The organism is Actinoplanes teichomyceticus ATCC 31121, from assembly GCF_003711105.1.
Classification (GTDB): Bacteria; Actinomycetota; Actinomycetes; order Mycobacteriales; family Micromonosporaceae; genus Actinoplanes; species Actinoplanes teichomyceticus.
Map to the genome: position 1 here is coordinate 2,437,516 of NZ_CP023865.1, position 19,156 is coordinate 2,456,671.

The window sequence follows — 19,156 nt, forward strand, 5'->3', positions numbered from 1 at the left end:
AGCCCGCGACGATACGAGAGGTGCCCGCCATGGTCTCCTGGCGACCGGCGGCGGTTCTGCCGGTGATGCCCAGCCGGGGCTTGCGCCGGCTCATGCTGTCGGTTCTGGTGGACACCGCCGGGGCCGGCCTGTTCCTGCCGCTGAGCCTGTTGTTCCTGGTCGAGGTCAGAGCCATCGCGCCGGCCGTCGCGGGGACCGCCGTGACCGCCGGTTCCCTGGTGTCCTTCCTGGTGATTCCGGTCGCGGCCCGCCTGATCCAGCGATACGGCGCACGCCACTGCCTGATGGCCAGCAACGTGCTGACCGCCGGGGGCTACGGCCTCTACTTCGTCGCTGACGGATTCGGCTCGGTGCTGGGCGCGGCGCTGCTGGTGATGAGCGCCGACCGGCTGTACGGGGCGGCCTGGCCGACGGCGTTGGCACGCGTGGCGGACGGCGAGGAGCTGACGCGGTGGTTCTCGTTCGTCAATTTCGTGAAGACCGCGTGTCTGGGAACGGGCGCGGTCGCCGCCACCGGCCTGCTCGCCGTGGCCGGGCGCTCCGGCCTGTCGGTGGCGCTCGCCGTCAACGCGATCAGCTCGGTGGTGGCCGCGGCGGTGCTGGTCGGCGTCGCGCTGCCGGAGCGTGGAGCGGACCCGGCCGGTTCCGGCGGCGGCCGGTCCTCGGTGTGGTCGGCGCTGCGCGATCAGCGCTTCCGCTCCCTGGTGCTCTCCCAGACCCTGCTCTCGTTCGCGTGGCTCATCCCCACCATCGCCTTTCCCGTCTACCTGGTCAGCGTGCTCGGGCTGCCCGCCTACTGGCCGACCCTGGTGGTGACGGCCCGGTACGCCGGCATCGCGGTGCTGCAGATGCCGTTGAGCCGGCTGACCGCGCGATCCACCCGTGCCCGGGTGCTGGCCGGCGCCATCGCACTGGCCGGGTGCGCGGTCGCCGTGACCGCCGCGATCCCGCTCCTGCCCGCCGCGTGCACCGGAGCCGCGGCGGTGCTGGTGGCCGCCCTTCTCGCGGTGGCCGAGCTGACCTCCAAACCGACCGCCGCGGCGGCTGCGGTACGGCTGGCGCCGCCCGGTGACGAGGGACCGTACATGGCGGTCTTCCAGCTCACGTGGACGGTGTCGTACGCGGTCGGGCCCGCGATCATCGGGATCGGCCTGGGCCGCCCGCTGCTGCTCTGGATCGGCATCGGGCTGGCGGTGCTCGGCAGCGGCGTGGCGCACCTGCACGGCCGGGCCCGGGTCCGTACCTGAGCTTCCCCCGCGCCTCGGCGGACCCGGATTGCGCCGGGCCGTCGCACATCGTCGGAGTTTCCTGTCTGGAGAGGAACGCATTTTGCTGTCGCATGACGGATACCTGCATCGTGCCGCCTCGCACCGGCCGTACTTCAGCCGCGACGGTGACACCTACCTGGCCGAGACACCGCTGCGCGACCTCCGCAAGGCGCACCAGCTGAGGGTGCTCTCGGAGGAGGACTTCGCGTTCTGGCAGACCTACGGATACATCGTCGTGCGCGAGGCCGTCCCGTCGGAGCACGCGCGCCGGCTGCTCGCGTTCGCGTTCGCGTTCCAGGGGCTCGACCCGGACCGCCCGCAGACCTGGTACCCGGAGCGGGAGTACGCCTCGGAGCTGGAGCGCGACCTGTACATCTACGGGTTCGTCGAGGCCTACCAGCATCAGCTCATCTGGGACAGCCGGCAGTCGCAGCGGGTCTACGACGCCTTCGTCGACGTGTGGGACGTCCCGGAGTTGTGGGTGACCCTGGACCGGCTGAACATCAATCCTCCGAACGTCGGCAACCGGGACCGGGCACTCATCCCGGCGACCGATCGCGGCTTCGACATCGACCTGCACTGGGACGTCGACACGACCTTGCCGGTCATGCCGCAACGGGTGCAGGGCCTCATCGCCCTCAACGACACCCGGCCGGAGCTGGGCGGCTTCCAGTGCTCGCCGGAGCTGTTCCGGCGCTTCGACCAGTGGCGCGTCCAGCAGCCCGCCGACCGCGATCCGGTGCGCCCGGACGTGGACCGGTCGGAGTTCCCGGTGATCCAGCCCGAGCTCCGGGCCGGTGATCTGCTCATCTGGAACGGCCAGGTCGCGCACGGCGTGCTGCCGAACCGGTCCCGGGACGGCGTGCGCGCGGTCCAGTACCTGTCGATGATGCCGGCGCTGCCGGGACACCGGGAGTTGGTGCGCTCGCGCATCCGTTCCTGGCGGGAGCTGAGCACCCCCGAGTGGAACGCCACGCTGATCGGCGACCCGATCCGGCACGAATCCCAGCGGTACGGTCCGGCGAAGCTCACCGATCTGGGCGAACGGCTGCTGGGCTGCACACCGTGGGACACGGTGGCCGGGTCCGGGCCGCGGGAGCGGTGAGCCGCGACATGCGCCGCATCTGTCTGGCCCTGCCCACGCACCGCTCGTGCGGCCCGGTGATCAGCGCCGTGGCGGCGGAAGCGGCCCACGCCGCCCGGACGTTCGCCGTCGAGGTGACCATGCTCGTCCTCGACTCCGCCGATCCGGTGGCGTACGCCGGGCATGCCGCGGTGATCGCGGCACTGCCGGCGGCGCCCGGCGTCCACGTCGTCCACCTGGACGAGGCGGCGCAGCAGCGCTTCCTGTCCCGTGTGACCGTGGCGGCCGAGGTGACGAAGCCCGATCTGGTCAACGCCCTGATGCTGCCGGACGGGGTGTCGTACGGCGCCTGCACGAACCGGGCCTTCCTGATCGCCGCCGCCCTCGGATGCGAGTCCGTGCACCGGCGTGACTCCGACTTCGCCTACCAGCGACATGCCGGCGCCGAGGTCTTCCCGATCGACCAGGAGCTGCGCTTCCTCGGCCGGCCCGCCGCGCAGGCGGCCACCGGGGTCACCGAGGTCCGGTTGGCGGCGGCGGACCGGGACAAGCCGGTGGTGCTGGTGGGCGGCTCGTTCGTGGGCGACCTGTCAGTCGACATCGACGACGTCCGGCAGCGCGACCCGCAGGCGTACCACGACATCGTCAGCCTCTGGGCGCCCGAGGACGCCTCGGCACGGGTCCGGCGAGACCTGGTCGCGGAGTCCTTCACCGGCGCCGGAACGCGTCCGTTCAGCGGTGACCACACCGTGCTGGATCTGGTGGATCCCATGCGGGTGGACATGTGCAACATCAGCTTCCACCAGGTCCAGGAGCGCGTCCCGCTGCCGCCGATGACCGAGACGATAGGCAGCGACTACTTCCTCATCCACCTGGTACGCAACAGCCGGCTGCCCGGGGTGCTGCACAACCGGCACATCGTCAACTTCCACACCCCGGACCGCCGGGCGTTGCCGGCGTTCCTGGCGTACCAGCTGCGCCTGGCCAAGTTCTTCCTCTCCATGCACTACCTGCACGTGATCTATCGGCGGATGGCGCAGGCCGGGGAGGCGCTGCTCGACGAGCGGCACCGCCCACGCAGCGCGGCGGTCGCCGGCCTGGTCCGCGACGCGGTGCTGCTCGACCGCACCGCCAACGTCCGGCGGTTGCACCAGCTCGACAGCGCCTACCGCAGGCTGGGCGGCCGGTACACGGCCGCGGCCGACCGGCTGGCCGGACGCCGCGACGCGTTGCTGGCGGAGGTCGCCCAGGACTTCGAGGACTTCGCGGTGCTGATCGAGGCGTGGGGTCCGCTGATCCGCGCGAGCCGGTCGATCGGCGCCGGGGAGCTGCGGAGATGACGATGGCCGCATCCCGACTGCTGCGTTCCGCGCTGGCCGCCGCCACGGAGGACCAGCTCGTCATCGATCTGTCCGGGGTCTCGGCGACGTACCGGGCGCTGACCGGCGAGCTGCCCGGCGTCCGGGTACGGTTCGCGGTCAAGGCGTGCCCGGTCGACGAGGTCCTCGCGGCGCTCGCCGCCGACGGGGCGGGTTTCGACGCGGCGAGCCCCAACGAGATCCGCCAGGCGCTGCGCACCGGGGTGCCCGCCGGCCGGATCCACTACGGCAACACCATCAAGTCGGACCGGGACATCGCGGCCGCCCACCGGCTCGGCGTCCGGGACTTCGCGACCGACAGCGAGGCCGATGTCCGGGCGATCGCCCGGCACGCGCCGGGCGCACGCGTGTTCTGCCGGCTCGCCACCAGCGGGGCGGGCGCGTTGTGGGGGCTGAGCGAGAAGTTCGGCTGCACGACCGGTGAGGCCGTGGCGGCGTTGTGCTCGGCGCGGGAGCACGGACTCACGCCGGCGGGCCTCTCACTGCACGTCGGCTCCCAGCAGATGAGCGCACGTGCCTGGGACGACGCCTTCGCGGCCCTGGCCGTCACCGTCCGCGCGCTCGATGCCCGCGGCGTGCGGCTCGACCACGTCAATCTCGGTGGTGGCCTGCCCGCCGCGGGTTACCTGGACCGGCGTGGCCGGGCGCTGACGCCGCGGACCGGCCGGATGCTGGCCACGATCCGCGCCGGGATGCGCCGGCTCCGGGAGATTGCCCCGGCCCCGCTCGCCTTCGTGGTGGAACCGGGCCGATATCTGGTGGCCGAGCACGGCGCCATCCGCGCCCACGTGGTCCGGCTGACCCGCCGGCGGCACCGCGACGGCGGTGACCGGCACTGGCTGTACCTGAGCTGTGGCCGCTTCAACGGCCTGTACGAGACCGATCAGCTGCGGTACCGGCTGGAGTTCCCGGATCACCGGACCGGTCGGCTGGTTGCCGCCGTGGTCGCCGGGCCCACCTGCGACAGCGATGACATCGTCGCCGACCGCGCGTCGGTGCCCCGCGAGCTGCGATCCGGGGACCCGGTCTGGATCTTCGCCACCGGCGCCTACTCGCTCAGCTACGCCACGCGGGGCTTCAACGGCTTCGACCCGCTGCCGTATCGAGCCGTGCGGGACACCCCGGTCCTGGCCGGATGCGCGGGGAGCCGGGCGTCATGACACCGGTCGTACGGCGCCTCACCGCGGCCGACTGGCCCCGCGTCATCGCGCTGGAGAGCGAGGCGTACCGCGGCCGCGGGCTGTCGGAGAGCCCCGCCGCGCTGCGGTCGCGGGCGCGCGTCTCCCCGTCCACCGCGCTGGTCGTCGACATCGGCGGCGAGGTCGCCGGGTACCTGCTCGCGCTGCCCTACCCGCCGTCCGGCTGCCCGGACCTCACCCGCTGTGAGACGGCCGTCCACCGGTCGGCCAACCTGCACCTGCACGACCTGGTCGTCGCCGGGCGTGCGCGCCGCACCGGCCTGGGCGGCCTGCTGCTGGGCCACCTCGTGCGGCAGGCGCGCGATGCCGGCTGCGAGCGGATCTCGCTGGTCTCCGTCGCCGGAAGCAGCCGGTTCTGGGCCGCCCGGGGCTTCGTCGCGCAGCCCGGCGTGCGCGTGCCACCCGGCTACGGCGCCGGAGCGATGTACATGAGCCGACGTCTCGACAAGGAGGGCTGACCCGTCATGCCGTACCTCAGCGATCCGTTCCGCCGGGCACAGGTGGCCACCGGCGCGCTCTTCTGCTTTCTCGGTTTCCAGTACGGCAGCTGGGTGTCCCGGGTGCCCAGCCTGCAGGACCGGCTGGACCTCGACGACCGGGAAGTCGGCCTGCTCCTGCTGGCTCCCGGCGTCGGCGCGGCCGTCTCGTTCGCCGCGGTGGCCTGGCTGATGCGCCGCCTCGGCTCCCGCCGTCTGGCGACCTGCGCGGCCCTGGCGCTGCTCGCCGTGCTGGCGGTGCTGCCCGTCGCGGTGACGTATCCGCTCGCGCTGGTGATCCTTCTCGGCGACGGCGTCGCCGTCGCGTGCCTGAACGTCGCCATGAACGCTCAGGCGGCGGCACTGGAGGCGCGGTACCAGCGGACGACCATGGCGAAACTGCACGCCGTGTTCAGCGCGGGGGTGTTCAGCGCCGCGCTGCTCGCCTCCGCGGCGACGGCGGTGAGCCGGACACTGGCGGTGCATTTCACGCTGGCCGGCCTGATCCTGGTGCTGTTGCTGATCGCCGCCACGACCGGGACGGCGCCGGCCGACCGGCATCCGGCGGCGCCCGCCGCGGGGGAGCGCGGACGCCTTCGCGGATTCGTGCCCTCGCTGACGGCGGTCGTACTCACCCTGGCCATGGTGCTGGCCGAGCTCACCGAGGGGGCGATGAACGACTGGTCGGCGCTCTATCTGCGCGATGTGGCCCACGCGGCCCCGGCGCTGACCCCGCTGGGCATCGCCGTCGTTTCCGCCGTGATGCTGGTGGCCCGGGTGTTCGCCGACGGCTGGCGTAAACGCTGGGGCGACAAGCGGGTCGTCGTGGCCGGCGTCGCGGTGGCCTCGGGTGGGCTCGGCTCGGCGTTGCTGCTCGGGGGCGCGGTGCCGGCCTTCGCCGGGTTCGCGTGTGTCGGTCTGGGCATGGCCGCCGTGACACCGTGCCTCTACGTCGCCGCGGCGCGCCTCGGCCCGCAGACACTCGCGCTGGTCGCCTCGGCGGGCACGGTGGGCCTGCTGGCCGGGCCACCCCTGATCGGGTTCGTCGCGCACGCCGCCGGCCTGGTGTGGGGCATGAGCGTGGTGGTTATCGCGGCCCTCGCGCTCGCCGCCTGCGTCGGACCGGTCCGCTGGCCCGCCGAGGAACGGGCGCCGGCCGGCCCGGGAGCCGGCTCCGCGGATCGCGCGGCCGGTCTCAGCGGCTCCTGACCGGCCCGTACCGGGTCGGCCGTGGCTCCGCGGCCCGGCCCGGCCCGGCCGCGCGATCAGCCGGTGCCGGTGGGGATGGTGATGCAGACGGTGGCGCCGCCGCCCGGGGTGTCGCCGATCTGAAGCCGTCCACCGTGGGTGTGCACCAGGCGGGTGCAGGTGGACAGGCCGATCCCGTGTCCGGGGCTGTGCCCGGGGTTGAGGCGGGTGAACGGTCGGGTCACCTGTTCGCGCTGGTCGGCGGGGATGCCGATGCCGTTGTCGGCGACGCAGACGCGGTACCACGCGGGGTCGGTGGTGGCGGTGACGGTGATCTGGCAGCGCCGCTGCGGATGGCGGTACTTGACCGCGTTGCCGATGAGGTTCTGCAGCAGGATGTGCCATTGGGTGCGGTCGCCGGGCACGGTGGGCAGTTCGCCCACGGTCACCTCGGCGTCCGCCTCCATGATCTGTACGGCCAGGTCGTCGAGGACCTGGCGGGTGATCTCGGCGAGGTCCACGTCGACGGGGTCGCCGGCGTTGGCCGCGGTGGCCTGGGCGAGCACGTCGTCGATGAGCGTGCCCATCCGCAGCGCCGCGGCGGAGACGCGGTCGGTGCACCAGGAGGCGTCGGCGTCGGCGTTCACCGTGGGCATCAGGCGCAGCTCGGCGGTGTAGGCCAGGATGCCGGTCAGCGGGCTGCGCAGGTCGTGCGCGAGCTGGGCGGCGAAGTGTCGCAACGTCTCGTTCGTGCCCTCCAGCGCGGCGCGGGTGCGCTGGTGCTGGCGCAACAGGTCGGCCACCAGGAACCCGTGCCGGCGCAGCTCCAGCACGTCGACGGCCATCCGGGCGAGCCGGTCCAGGGCCGCCCGCTGCTGCTCGCCGAGCACGCGGGGGACTTCGTCGAACACACACAGCGTGCCCAGCACGAACCCGTCCGGGGCGCGCAGCTGGGTGGAGCCGTAGAAGCGGAACCGCTGGAACTGGCCGGTGACGAACGGGTTGGCCACGAATCTCGGGTCGGCGCGGGCGTCCTCGACGTACATCGGCTCCGGGGTGACCATGGCGACCGAGCACATCGAGTCCTCGCGGCGGCACATCGCGGTGTCGATGCCGACGGCGGCGACCTGGTGCTGATGCTCGGCGTCGATGACGAACAGGATCGAGATCGGGACCTGGCACAGCTGCGCGGCCAGCTCCACGACCGCCTGCAGGTCCGGCTCGGGCGGGCCGTCGAACAGGTGATAGCGCGCCAGCGCCGCCGTGGCCTGCGCCCGCTTGTCCGTCGGTGGTATCGGGGTCACCGTGGTCGCCTCTCGCCAGCTCGTGTCTCGCAGCGCCCGCGCACCTCACCGTACGCCCGGCGCGCGGCGCGGTGGCCGGAACCGATCGAGCGCGCCGCACTCTTCAGGAGGTTTCCAGTAAGTTTCCGCATCGATATTGACAACGTTGTCAGGAGCGGGTGACGCTGGCGATCTCTCGTGCCGGCATCCACTGTGCACCCGCGCCCCTTGGAGTACGCATGAAATCGATCGGCGGCTCCCTCGCTGCCTCACCCCTCCGGCGGTGGCTGACCGTCGCCGGCACGTTGCTGCTGCCGCTCGGGGTGCTCGCCGTGCCCGCCACGGCGCACGCCGCGCCCCGGCCCGGCGACTTCCGCTCCTCCGTCGAGTCCGCCGACCCGCAACCCGCGGCCAGCACCGCCGAGGTCGACGCGACAGGCGCGCCGATCCAGGGCAATCTGACCGGATCGATCCGCGCCGGGCTGCCCGGCAGCGTGCGGGATCGGGTCACCGAGGTGACCGCCAGCGCCGAGAACGCGCCGAACGAGACCGCGGTCAAGCTCGCCGACGGCGACACGTCGACCAAGTGGCTGGCGTTCAGCCCGACCGGCTGGGCCGCCTACCGCCTGGCCACCCCGGCAACCGTCGTGAAGTACTCGCTGACCTCGGCGAACGACGCGCCCGGCCGGGACCCCAGGGACTTCGTCCTCCAAGGCTCGGCCGACGGCGCCGGCTGGACCGACCTGGACAGGCGGACCGGGCAGAGCTTCAGCGGGCGGTTCGCCACCAACACCTACACCTTCACCAACACCACGCCGTACGCCTACTACCGGCTCACCATCACCGCGAACTCCGGTGACTCGCTGATCCAGCTCGCCGACTGGGACCTCAGCGACGGCACGGACGTCCGGCCGCCGGCCACCCCGATGGTCAGCGTGGTCGGATCCGGCCCGGTACGCGGCGCCAACATGAAGCCGGGCGCCGGGTTCACCGGGGTGGCGTCGCTGCGGTACGCCGGTGGCGCCCTGGCCGCCGGCCGGTCCTACGCGACGAACCGGCTGTTCGACGTGCACATCCCGGTCGGGCCGAAGACCCGGCTCAGCTACCGGATCTTCCCCGAGCTCACCGGCGAGGACCTGCGCTACCCGGCCACGTACGCGGCGGTCGACCTGCACTTCACCGACGGCAGCTACCTCAGCCGGCGGGCCCCGCTCGACCAGCACGGCTACCCGCTCACCGCGGCCGGCCAGGGCGCGGCGAAGGTGCTGTACGCCGACGAGTGGAACGCGGTGCAGTCCGACATCGGCGCGGTCGCGAACGGCAAGACGATCGACCGGATCCTGCTCGCCTACGACAACCCGGCCGCCACCGCCGCCACCCGCTTCCAGGGCTGGCTCGACGACGTGACGATCACCGGGACCCCGGCGCCGGTCGACGGCTCCACCCCGGGCTACGTCGACACGCGCCGCGGCACGAACGCCTCCGGCGGTTTCTCCCGCGGCAACAACCTGCCGATCACGGCGTTGCCGAACGGGTTCAACTTCCTCACGCCGGTCACCAACGCCACCAGCGACTCGTGGGAGTACGTGTACCAGCGCGGCAACAACGCCGCCAACCTGCCGATGCTGCAGGGGCTGGCGATCTCGCACGAGCCGAGCCCGTGGATGGGCGACCGCAACCAGATGTCGGTCATGCCGGTGCCGGCCGGCGGCAACCTCACCGGCCAGCCGAGCGAGCGGGCGCTGGCCTTCCGCCACGACGACGAGACCGCCCGGCCCGACCTGTACCGGGTCGAGCTGCAGAACGGCCTGATCGCGCGGATGTCGCCGACCGACCACGGCGGCATCCTGGAGTTCACCTTCGCCCCCGGCGCGGCCACCGGCAGCCTGGTCTTCCAGAACGGCACGTTCACCATCGGCACGGACGGCGCCGTCACCGGCTGGGTGGACAATGGCAGCGGCCTGTCCGCCGGCCGCAGCCGGATGTTCTACGCCGGCACGTTCGACCGCGCGCCGACCGGCTCGGCGGCCACCTCCGCCACCTTCGACCTCGCGGCGAGCCCGCGGGTGACGCTGCGGTTCGCGACGTCGTTCCTCTCCCTGGAGCAGGCCCGCCACAACCTCGGCCTGGAGGTCGCCGGCCGTAGCTTCGAGCAGGTCCACGCGGCCGCGACCGCGGCGTGGCAGGACCGCCTGGACCGGATCGAGGTGCGCGGCGCCACCGAGACACAGCTGGTCACCCTGTACTCCAACCTGTACCGGCTCAACCTGTACCCCAACTCGCAGTCGGAGAACACCGGCACCGCCGCGCAGCCACGCTGGCAGTACGCGAGCCCGGTGTCCGCGCCGACCGGCACGTCGACCGCGACCACCACCGGCGCGAAGATCGTCGACGGCCAGATCTACGTCAACAACGGCTTCTGGGACACCTACCGCACCGTGTGGCCGGCGTACTCGCTGCTGTACCCGGACGTCGCCGCCAAGATCGCCGACGGGTTCGTCCAGCACTACCGGGACGGCGGCTGGATCGCCCGCTGGTCGTCGCCCGGTTACGCCGACCTGATGACCGGCACCAGCGCGGACGTCGCGCTCGCCGAGGCGTACCTCAACGGGGTCGACCTGCCCGACCCGCTGGCCGCCTACGACGCGGCGGTCAAGGACGCGACGGTCGCCTCCGGGCGCGCCGCCGTCGGCCGCAAGGGCATCGAGACGTCGCTGTTCCTGGGCTACACGCCGACCTCGACCGGCGAGTCGGTGTCCTGGGCGCTGGAGGGCTTCGTCAACGACTACGGCATCGGCAACATGGCCGCCGCGCTGGCCAGGGACCCGGCCACGCCGAAGGCCCGGCGGGCCCGGCTGGCCGAGGAGTCGCGGTACTTCCTGGAACGCGCCCGTAACTACGTCCACCTGTTCGACGCCCGCAGCGGGTTCTTCCAGGGCCGTGACGCCGCCGGCAACTTCCTCGACGGCGACCCGCTGGACTGGGGCGGCGTCTACACCGAGACCAACGGCTGGAACTTCGCGTTCACCGCGCCGCAGGACGGTCGGGGGCTGGCCAACCTGTACGGCGGCCGCAAGGCGCTGGAGCGCAAGCTCGACGAGTTCTTCGCCACCCCGGAGAAGGCCGACCACCCCGGCGGGTACGGCGGCATCATCCACGAGATGCTGGAGGCGCGGGCGGTCCGGATGGGCCAGCTCGGCATGAGCAACCAGCCGTCCCACCACATCCCCTACATGTACGCCTACACCGGCGCGCCGGCGAAGACGCAGGCCATCGTGCGGGAGATCCTCCAGCGCCTGTACGTGGGCGGCGAGATCGGCCAGGGCTACCTCGGCGACGAGGACAACGGCGAGATGTCGGCGTGGTACGTGCTCAGCTCGCTGGGCCTCTACCCGCTGCAGGTCGGGTCGTCGCAGTGGGTCGTGGGCTCGCCGCAGTTCACCCGGATGACCGTGCGCCGCGCCGGCGGCGACATCGTGGTCACGGCGGACGGCAACAGCACCCGCAACGTCCACGTGCAGAGCGTGAAGGTCAACGGGAAGCCGCAGCGCGGCGTCTCCATCGACTCGTCGGTTCTCGCCCGCGGCGGCACCGTCGAGTTCCGGATGGGCCCGCACCCGTCGTCGTGGGGGACCGGCGCCGACGCCGCGCCGAAGTCGCTGACCAGGGGAGACCAGCCCCCCAAGCCGTTGCAGGACACCACCGGTCCGGGTCTGGGCGCGGCGACCGCCGGCGTCCAGGACGCGGCGAGGCTGTTCGACGACTCGTCGGCCACGCAGATGACGTTCCCCTCCGGCACGCCGCAGGTGGACTGGTCGTACCGGGGCGGCCGGCAGGCGCCGACCTACTACACCCTCACCTCGGGCGCGAAGCCTGGCGATCCGAGCGACTGGAAGCTGCAGGGCTCCCGCGACGGGATCACCTGGACCACGGTGGACTCCCGGCGTGGCGAGACGTTCGCCTGGCGCAACCAGACCCGGCCGTTCCGGATCGACCGGCCCGGGCGCTACACCCGGTTCCGCCTCGCGGTCACCGGCACCACCGGCGCCGAACAGGCCAATCTCGCCGAGATCGAGCTGCTCGCCGGCGGGGACGTGCAGCTCGGGGGTGGCTCCGTCGCGGTGACCGGGGCGAGCGGCGTGGCGGCGCGCTCCGGCGCCGAGGTGTCCGTCCCGCTGGCCACCGTCACCGGCGGCGCCGCCGGCACCTACCGGGCCACCATCGACTGGGGCGACGGCTCGCCGGTCAGCACCGGCGCCACGACCCTGAGCTCGCGGGCGGTGTACCGGGTGAGCGGCTCGCACACGTACGCCCGGCCCGGTCACTACCAGGCCGCCGTCACGGTGACCGACGGGACCGGCCAGGACTCCGCCACGGTCGGCGTGGACGTGGCGTACGTGCCGGAGTCCGGCCTCACCGCCGCGTTCGACACCGTCTGCATCGGCGACGACGGCGTGCTCGGCGCGAACTGCGACGCCAAGTCGTGGGCGTACTCCCGGGCCGCGCTCGCGGCGGCCGGCGTCACCCAGGGGCAGCCGGTGTCCGTGCCCGGGACCGGACTGCGGTTCACGCTGCCGGCGACCCCGGCCGGGCAACCCGACGACGCGACCGGCAACGGCCGGACGATCGAGCTGAACCTGCCGGCCGACGCGCGCACCATCGCGTTCATCGGCGCCGGCACCCAGGGCGACCAGAGCACCACCGGCACGGCGACGTTCAGCGACGGCAGCACCGCGGCCATCGACATCCGGATGAGCGACTGGACCCTGGGCGGCAACCCCACCGGCACGCCGTCGTACGGCAACATCGTCGTGGCCCGGGCCGGGTACCGGCTGCACGGCACCGACCGGGACAGCGCGCAGCCGTTCCTGTTCGCCACCGCCCCGTACCGGATCCCGGAGGGCAAGACCCTGGTCTCGGTGACCCTGCCGAAGCAGACCGGTGACCCCGGCTCGGCCGGCCGCATCCACGTGTTCGCGGTCGCCGACGACGGCACGCCGCGCCCGGAGCTGGCGCTGACCGCGGCGGCCGACCGGACGGCCACCGCGGGGCAGGAGCTGTCCGCCGCGCTGGGTGCGGTGACCGGCGGCGTCCCCGGCGCCACCGGCTACCACGCCCGCGTGCAGTGGGGCGACGGCACGGTCCCGGAGAACGCCACGGTGGACGCCGCCGGCGCGATCGGCGGGAAGCACACGTACGCCCGGCCGGGCACCTACCGGGTGCACGTCACCGCGTGGGACCGGCTGTCCAGCGGCACGGCCACGTTCACCGTGACGGTGGCCGCGGCGGGGACGCGACCGGCCGTCTCGGCGTCGCGGTCCGCCACCGGCGCCGGCGTCGTCCCGGGCGCGACCGTCAGCGTGCCGGGGGCGGCGCGGCCGGCATCACGCTGACGGGCGCCGAGTCGGCGACCCGGGTGGGACTGCCGAGCCCTGGTCACCGGGTGACCGGGGCTCGGCGGACGTACCCGCCGGGGAGCGCGCCGCCACGGCCCGCTCCCCGGCGGCGCCCGGTCAGCCCCGGGGGCGCCGGGACTGCGCGCGCACCACCAGGATCAGCCCGACACTCATCAGCCCGGCCAGCATCGAACCCAGCAGCATGTACCACAGCCCGGCCCGCGCGTCGGCGCCCGGCAGGCCCTTGACGTTCGCCCCGTAGAACGCGGCGATCAGCCCGGGAGCCACGAAGACGGCGGCCAGGATGCCCACGGTGGCCTGGAACACGCCGTCGCGATCCGCCCGCTCCTGGGCCAGCCGGAACTGCTGGCCCGAGGTGGCGTTCGCGATGAGGTCGAACGACTGCCGGACCGCCCGGCGCTGCCCCTGCGACTGCGTCAGGAACCGCTCGCAGCTCTGCCTGACCAGTTCCCGGATGTCGTCGGTCATCCCGGGTTGGATGTCCTTGCGGCGCACCAGGGTGCGGATGGCGTCACGGTTGAGCGTGGCGCCGCGCCCGAGCAGGGCGAGGTGACGCTGCAACCGGTCGAGATCCGGGCCGACGAACAGGCCGCCGTCGCCGGACGCCTGCTCCAGGAAATAGTTCTCCCAGGTCTCCAGTTCCAGATCGACCGAGTCCACCGACCACTCGATGTGTCCCACCACCGCCTCCAGGAAGCGGGTCATCCGGGCGTGGCCGTCGCCGCCGCGCACCCCGTCCGACGCCCTCCGGTCGGGCAGCCCCCACGTGCGGTACGGCGAGCCCTCCCCGCCGGACCGGGCCGTCCAGACGATGACACACCAGCGGGCGGCCCAGACGATCCGGGCGTGCCGGTAGTACGCCACCGGGTCGGCGGTGGCGTCGCCCTGCCGCCAGTTCACCGACGGGACCAGCACGTCGAACCACGACGCGCCCTCGCCGGCCAGGGCCGGCGGCACGGGCGAGATCCACTCGGCGTGCCAGGGCATGGGTCGCCGGGCCAGCTCGTCCGCCAGGGCGGTCAGCTCGTCCACCGCCTCGGCCGGAAGCAGCTGCGCGAGGATCAGCCGCACGGCGCCGGTCGTCTCCGGCCCGGGCTCGCCGATCTCCAGGTCCCATCCGTCGGCGCCGGGGGCGAGCAGGGTGGTCAGGTCGGCCCCGTCGGTGATCCACCCGGACCCCAGCAGCTCGTGCCGGAAGTTGTCGGTCTCGGGGATCGTCCGGTTGCGCCGCGCGATGTCCGCGCGGGCGCCGGTGACCAGGCGCAACTCCTCGTCGCCGCGGGTGACGCGCAGCTCGCAGGTGGCCGGCGGCGTCATGCCGCGCGGACCTGACGCGCGATCTCCGCCTGCCATGCGGGCGTGGTGAAGGTGCTGATCTCCGCGGGCGTGGGCAGCGGTGGCTCCAGATCCCGCAGCGTCCGGGGATCGTCGCCGCGCAGGGTGCGCAGGGCGACCAGCCGGTGGTGGCTCCACCGGCGATAGTCCTCCCGGTTGGCCTCGAACCGGGCGGACCGCACCGTCTGCCCGGCGTGCTGCCGGTAGAGGTAGACCGGGCGTGGCTCGTACCAACCCGGGACGAACGTCGAGACGGCGAAGAGGACATCCTGGTCCTCCATCTCGGTTCCGGCCGGCCACCCGCCGGCCGCGAGGAGCCACGTGCGGTCGTACATCGCCGCGCCGGGGTGGAAGAACAGGTTCTTGTGCAGCCGCCAGACCTCCTCCGGACGGCCGCGCGGCACCGGCCCGGGCGCGTAGGGGCGGCGCGTGAACCTGGCCAGCCGCTTGCCGTCCGGGAAGAGATCGATGCTCTCGCCGAAGGCGTATCCGAGGTCGGGCCGCTCCCGCAACGGCTCGCACAGTCGCGCCAGGGCGTCCGGGAAGTACTCGTCGTCCGCGTCGAGCGGGGCCACCCACCGGCCGGCGGAGCGCAGCAGGGCGCGGTTGCGCGTCGCGCTGATGCCCAGCCGCTCACCGTTGGCGGCCACCCGTACCCGGTGGTCCGTCGCCGCGCCCGGGATCCGCTGCTCGACCGGCTCGTCGGCGGCGCCGTCGATCTGGATCAGCCACTCCCAGTCGACGTCCTGCCGCAGCAACGCGTCGTAGGCCCGGGCCAGCAGGTCGACGTGATGCGGAAGAGCCGGCGTGATGACGCTGATCATCCTTCGATCCTAGTCACGGCGTCGTGCCGGGCGCCGTCCGCAGAGGACGGTCCGAAGGCGACGGTCGGCGCCGGGCCGATCCGCTACCGGGCGGCTGCTGATCTCGGGGAGCCCCGATCCGGCGGGCGGTTCGACCGGTACGCCGGATGCCTCCGAGGCGGCCCGCCGCGTCGCCGCGAGCCGTGGCCGGGCCGGTCGGCGTATCGCCTTCCGTGTCGCCTGTGGCCACGGACAGTCGTCGAGCCGGTACGGACCCGTCCCACCGTAGAAATCGGGGAGCGAACCGCCTACAGTGTGCGGACCGAGCGACCTAGGAGGGTGCCGTGGCCGAGCTGCCACCGGAGCAACGAGATCCGACGGACCCGGCGCGGCCGGTGGCGGGCGCGCACACCGACGCGCCCGCCGCGCCCGCGCCCCCACTGCTGGTGATGCCGCCGACCGACGCGCTCCCGTCGATGGTGTGGCCGGGGCCGGACGGCGCGCCGGCGTGGGCGATCCCGGTCCAGATCCCCTCCGGCACGCGGGGATACGCCCTGTTCGTCCCGATGGTCCCGGTGCAGTCGCCGGCCACCACCGACCCGGCCGGCCCCGGCACGGCCCCAGCCACCGACCGGGTGGCCGACGAGGCCGTGCCGGGAAGCGCGACCGCCGCCCGGATGGCCACCGGGGCGGCGCCGGACAGCGCGGTCGCCGCCCGCCCGACGGTCACAGCCGGTCACCGCGAGCCGTCCGGCGCGACCGCCTCGGAGAAACCCGCCTCGGCGCAGCCCGGCCCGGCGCAGCCCGCCTCGGAGCAGCCCGGCTCGGAGCGGCCCGGCCCGGAGCGGCCCGGCCCGGCGCAGCCTGGCCCGGGGCAGCCGGGCTCGGCGCAGCCCGGCGCAGGTTCGCCCGGTGTGAAGGAGTCCGGCGCGGATCCGGCCGGTCCGGAGGGATCGGGTGCCGGCCCGGCCGGGGGGAGCGGGGCCGGCACGACGGCGACCCGCCGGCCCGCCGCCACTCCCGCGCCCGCCGGGCCGACCCCCGAGTCACCCCGGCCGCGACCCGAACCGGCCCCGGCGTTCCTGACACGGAACGACCCGCGGACCGCCCCGCCACCCCCGCCGTTTCCCCGGGGCCCCTACAAGCCGGAACCGACGGCGTGGCAGCGGTTCCGCGACAAGCACTGGCCGGGCCCGGCCACGACCCGGGGCCGCGCCGTCCCGGCCGGTGTGCTCGCCGGGGCGCTGGGCTTCGCGTTCCTCGTGCCGCTGACCCGCACGGGCATCGGCTGGTTCCTCGGCTGGCTCGTGCTGACGCTGGGTGTCGTGGGCGCGGTCCGGCGATCCGCGGACCTGCCGCGCTCCGAGCGGTGGATCCGCTCCGGCTGGGCGGCCGCGGCGCTCGCCCTGCTGCTCGTCCCGGCCTTCCGCAACGCCTGGTGGCTGGTGACGTTCAGCGTGCTCGGCGCGCTCGGATGCGCGGCGCTGGCCATCGTGGGCGGCCGGCTGGTCCGGTCGATCCTGTTCAGCCTGGTGGCCACCCCGTACGCGGCGCTGCGCGGACTGCCCTGGGTCCGCCGGCACCTGCGGGGCGCCCGTGACCCGGGACTGGTCCGGCGGATCGGCTTCTCGGCCGCGCTCACCGTCGTGGTCCTGCTCGTCTTCGGCGCCCTGCTGTCCTCGGCCGACGTCGCGTTCTCGGCGTTGCTCGACGAGGCGGTGCCCGACCTCGACGGCGGGTCGGTGTTCCGCTGGATCTTCCTGGCCGTGACCGGTGCCCTGATCGCGGTGGCCGGCATCTACACCCTGTCGGCGCCGCCGGCCACGTCCAGCCTGGACACCCCCGGCCGGGGCCGGTTCGGGCTGATCGAATGGGCGCCGGCCGGCTCGGCCCTGGTGCTGCTGTTCGGCGGGTTCGTGGCGGTGCAGTTCACCGTGCTGTTCGGCGGGCGCCGGCACGTGCTGAGAACGTCCGGGCTCAGCTACGCCGAGTACGCCCGCAGCGGCTTCTGGCAGCTGGTCGCCGTCACGCTGCTGTCCCTGGCCGTGGTCGCCGCGCTGGCCCGGTGGGCCCGGCGGGACCAGCCGATCGACCGGGTCCTGCTGCGCGTCCTGCTCGGCCTGCTCTGCGGCCTGAGCGTGGTGATCGTGGCGTCCGCGCTGTCGCGCATGTGGGCGTACCAGAAGGTCTACAGCTTCACCGGGGAGCGGATCTTCGTGATGTCGTCCGAGATGCTCCTCGGCATCGTCTTCGTGCTGGTCGCGGCGGCCGGCGTGCGCTGGAACGGCCGGTGGATCCCGCGCGCCACGGTCGGGCTGGCCGTGCTCATGCTGCTCGGCCTCGCGGTCCTGGACCCGGAGGGCTACGCGGCACGCCGCAACACGGTCCGCTACGAGCAGACCGGCAAGATCGACGCCTGGTACCTGCGGGCGCTCTCGGCCGACGCGACGCCGGCGCTGACCCGCCTGCCCGACCCGGTACGCCGGTGCACGTTGAGCTGGATCGCCGAGGACCTCGCCGAGCCGGACCCCTGGTACGCGTGGAACCTCGGCCGTTCGCGGGCCCGCGAGGCGCTGCGGGACCTGGGCCCGGGCGCGATCGGCGACCACGCCGACTGCCGCGCCGCCGACCAGTTCGACCTGCCCAAGAAGCGCCGCTGAGCGGCTCACCCGGCCCCGCGCCCGGCGCCCGCTCCGGCGGCGCCGGGCGCGCCCCGTCAGCGGCGCGGGATGACCATCGGCCGCCGCGGCCGGACCGTTCTGCCCGTGCGGCGCCGGCGGTGTCCGAGGCACGATCGTGTCCATGTCCACCAGCCTCGAGCCGTTCATGCTCAGCCCGGCACAGATGGCACAGGCCGCCGAGGACGCCGCGTACGTCAAGGCCACCAGCAAGCCACTGAAGTCCTTCCTCCTCGGCCTGACCGCCGGCGGGTACATCGCTCTCGGGTTCGTCTTCTACACCACCAGCCAGGTGGGCGCGGCGAACGTGACCTGGTCGGGTGGGGCGAAGGTGCTCGGCGGCATCGTGTTCGCCACCGGGCTGGTGCTGGTCGTGCTGACCGGCGCGGAGCTGTTCACGTCCTCGACGCTGACGCTCACCGCGCGGGCCAGCGGGCGGATCACCTGGGGCCAGCTGTTCCGCAACTGGGGGGTCGTCTACCTGGCGAACTTCCTGGGCGCGGCGACCATGGTGGCCCTGGTCTACGCCGGTGGCGTCTGGCACAACGCCGACGGCGCCTGGGGCGCGGTGGTGCTCCACAGCTCCCTGACGAAGGTGCAGCACGGTCTGCCCGAGGCGTTCGTCCTCGGCATCCTGTGCAACCTCATGGTGTGCCTGGCGGTCTGGGCGGCGTACTCCGGCCGCACCACCACCGACAAGATCCTGGCCGTCACCATGCCCGTCGCCCTCTTCGTCTCCGCGGGCTTCGAGCACTCGGTCGCCAACATGTTCATGGTGCCCCTGGGCCTGCTGATCAAGGACAACGCCGGCGCCGACTTCTGGACCGGCGCCGGCCTGGTCCCGGCCGACTTCACGGACCTGACCTGGCCGCACTTCCTGCTGCACAACCTGGTGCCGGTCACCCTGGGAAACATCGTCGGCGGCGGCATCATGATCGGCATCTTCTACTGGACGATCTTCCACCGCCGGCGGGTCGAGCCGGCCGAGAGGCCCTGACCGCACGAGCGCGTCACACCGCGCGACAGCGGCCGGGTTGCCTAGGATC

At 73.6% G+C, this 19,156-nt stretch carries 12 protein-coding genes; 9 read left to right on the top strand and 3 right to left on the bottom strand.

All coding sequences use genetic code 11. The features are described 5' to 3' along the window. Window positions 1–29: 29 nt before the first annotated feature. The 6 genes from ACTEI_RS10985 to ACTEI_RS11010 all read left to right on the top strand — a co-directional run bounded on the left by ACTEI_RS10985 (window position 30) and on the right by ACTEI_RS11010 (window position 6,615). Window positions 30–1,247 (top strand): MFS transporter, encoded by a 1,218-nt coding sequence (locus ACTEI_RS10985; protein WP_203723604.1) that lies wholly within the window; start codon window positions 30–32, stop codon window positions 1,245–1,247. 82 nt (window positions 1,248–1,329) lie between these two features. Then, window positions 1,330–2,373: a phytanoyl-CoA dioxygenase family protein gene (locus tag ACTEI_RS10990; protein ID WP_122977557.1), complete on the top strand. Its 1,044-nt coding sequence runs from the start codon at window positions 1,330–1,332 to the stop codon at window positions 2,371–2,373. Window positions 2,374–2,381: 8 nt separating this feature from the next. After that, window positions 2,382–3,692, top strand: coding sequence for a DUF6271 family protein (locus tag ACTEI_RS10995; RefSeq protein WP_122982066.1), 1,311 nt, complete (start codon window positions 2,382–2,384; stop codon window positions 3,690–3,692). A 2-nt stretch (window positions 3,693–3,694) separates the two neighbouring features. Next, on the top strand, window positions 3,695–4,891 hold the full coding sequence (locus ACTEI_RS11000; RefSeq protein WP_203723603.1) for a type III PLP-dependent enzyme domain-containing protein: 1,197 nt from the start codon (window positions 3,695–3,697) through the stop codon (window positions 4,889–4,891). Then, complete coding sequence (locus ACTEI_RS11005) at window positions 4,888–5,388, top strand: GNAT family N-acetyltransferase (protein ID WP_122982067.1); 501 nt, start codon at window positions 4,888–4,890, stop codon at window positions 5,386–5,388. Before ACTEI_RS11000 ends, ACTEI_RS11005 begins: the two co-directional genes overlap by 4 nt. Before the next feature lie 6 nt (window positions 5,389–5,394). Beyond that, window positions 5,395–6,615 carry an MFS transporter gene (locus ACTEI_RS11010; RefSeq protein WP_122977559.1) on the top strand — a complete coding sequence of 407 codons (1,221 nt, stop codon included), beginning with the start codon at window positions 5,395–5,397 and terminating at the stop codon, window positions 6,613–6,615. Window positions 6,616–6,671: 56 nt separating this feature from the next. Here ACTEI_RS11010 and ACTEI_RS38915 read toward each other — a convergent pair whose 3' ends face one another. Next, complete coding sequence (locus ACTEI_RS38915) at window positions 6,672–7,898, bottom strand: sensor histidine kinase (protein ID WP_122977560.1); 1,227 nt, start codon at window positions 7,896–7,898, stop codon at window positions 6,672–6,674. 218 nt (window positions 7,899–8,116) lie between these two features. Between ACTEI_RS38915 and ACTEI_RS11020 the strand changes: the two genes are divergently transcribed. Then, window positions 8,117–13,270, top strand: coding sequence for a GH92 family glycosyl hydrolase (locus ACTEI_RS11020; RefSeq protein ID WP_122977561.1), 5,154 nt, complete (start codon window positions 8,117–8,119; stop codon window positions 13,268–13,270). Window positions 13,271–13,390: 120 nt separating this feature from the next. On the opposite strand, the gene ACTEI_RS11025 is transcribed toward ACTEI_RS11020, so the two are convergent. Together ACTEI_RS11025 and ACTEI_RS11030 are read right to left on the bottom strand one after the other, a co-directional pair. Next, window positions 13,391–14,611: a CorA family divalent cation transporter gene (locus ACTEI_RS11025; protein ID WP_122977562.1), complete on the bottom strand. Its 1,221-nt coding sequence runs from the start codon at window positions 14,609–14,611 to the stop codon at window positions 13,391–13,393. Further along, window positions 14,608–15,453, bottom strand: a complete 846-nt coding sequence (locus tag ACTEI_RS11030) for a glycosyltransferase family 2 protein (protein WP_122977563.1) — start codon at window positions 15,451–15,453, stop codon at window positions 14,608–14,610. Before ACTEI_RS11030 ends, ACTEI_RS11025 begins: the two co-directional genes overlap by 4 nt. Window positions 15,454–15,776: 323 nt before the next feature. Here ACTEI_RS11030 and ACTEI_RS11035 point away from each other — a divergent pair, with 323 nt between their 5' ends. Further along, entirely contained in the window at window positions 15,777–18,092 is a 2,316-nt protein-coding gene (locus tag ACTEI_RS11035) for a DUF4153 domain-containing protein (RefSeq protein ID WP_239082301.1), read from the top strand. 142 nt (window positions 18,093–18,234) lie between these two features. Continuing rightward, a complete protein-coding gene (focA, locus tag ACTEI_RS11040) occupies window positions 18,235–19,107 on the top strand; it encodes a formate transporter FocA (RefSeq protein ID WP_203723602.1) in 873 nt (290 codons plus the stop codon). Window positions 19,108–19,156 lie beyond the last annotated feature (49 nt).

Excerpts from the sequence above, each read along its gene's own strand:
- ACTEI_RS10985 (WP_203723604.1), top strand. The coding sequence starts at position 30 with ATGGTCTCCTGGCGACCGGCGGCGGTTCTGCCGGTGATGCCCAGCCGG.
- ACTEI_RS10995 (WP_122982066.1), top strand. The coding sequence starts at position 2,382 with ATGCGCCGCATCTGTCTGGCCCTGCCCACGCACCGCTCGTGCGGCCCG.
- ACTEI_RS11000 (WP_203723603.1), top strand. The coding sequence starts at position 3,695 with ATGGCCGCATCCCGACTGCTGCGTTCCGCGCTGGCCGCCGCCACGGAG.
- ACTEI_RS11005 (WP_122982067.1), top strand. The coding sequence starts at position 4,888 with ATGACACCGGTCGTACGGCGCCTCACCGCGGCCGACTGGCCCCGCGTC.
- ACTEI_RS11010 (WP_122977559.1), top strand. The coding sequence starts at position 5,395 with ATGCCGTACCTCAGCGATCCGTTCCGCCGGGCACAGGTGGCCACCGGC.
- ACTEI_RS11020 (WP_122977561.1), top strand. The coding sequence starts at position 8,117 with ATGAAATCGATCGGCGGCTCCCTCGCTGCCTCACCCCTCCGGCGGTGG.
- ACTEI_RS11025 (WP_122977562.1), bottom strand. The coding sequence starts at position 14,611 with ATGACGCCGCCGGCCACCTGCGAGCTGCGCGTCACCCGCGGCGACGAG.
- ACTEI_RS11030 (WP_122977563.1), bottom strand. The coding sequence starts at position 15,453 with ATGATCAGCGTCATCACGCCGGCTCTTCCGCATCACGTCGACCTGCTG.
- focA (WP_203723602.1), top strand. The coding sequence starts at position 18,235 with ATGTCCACCAGCCTCGAGCCGTTCATGCTCAGCCCGGCACAGATGGCA.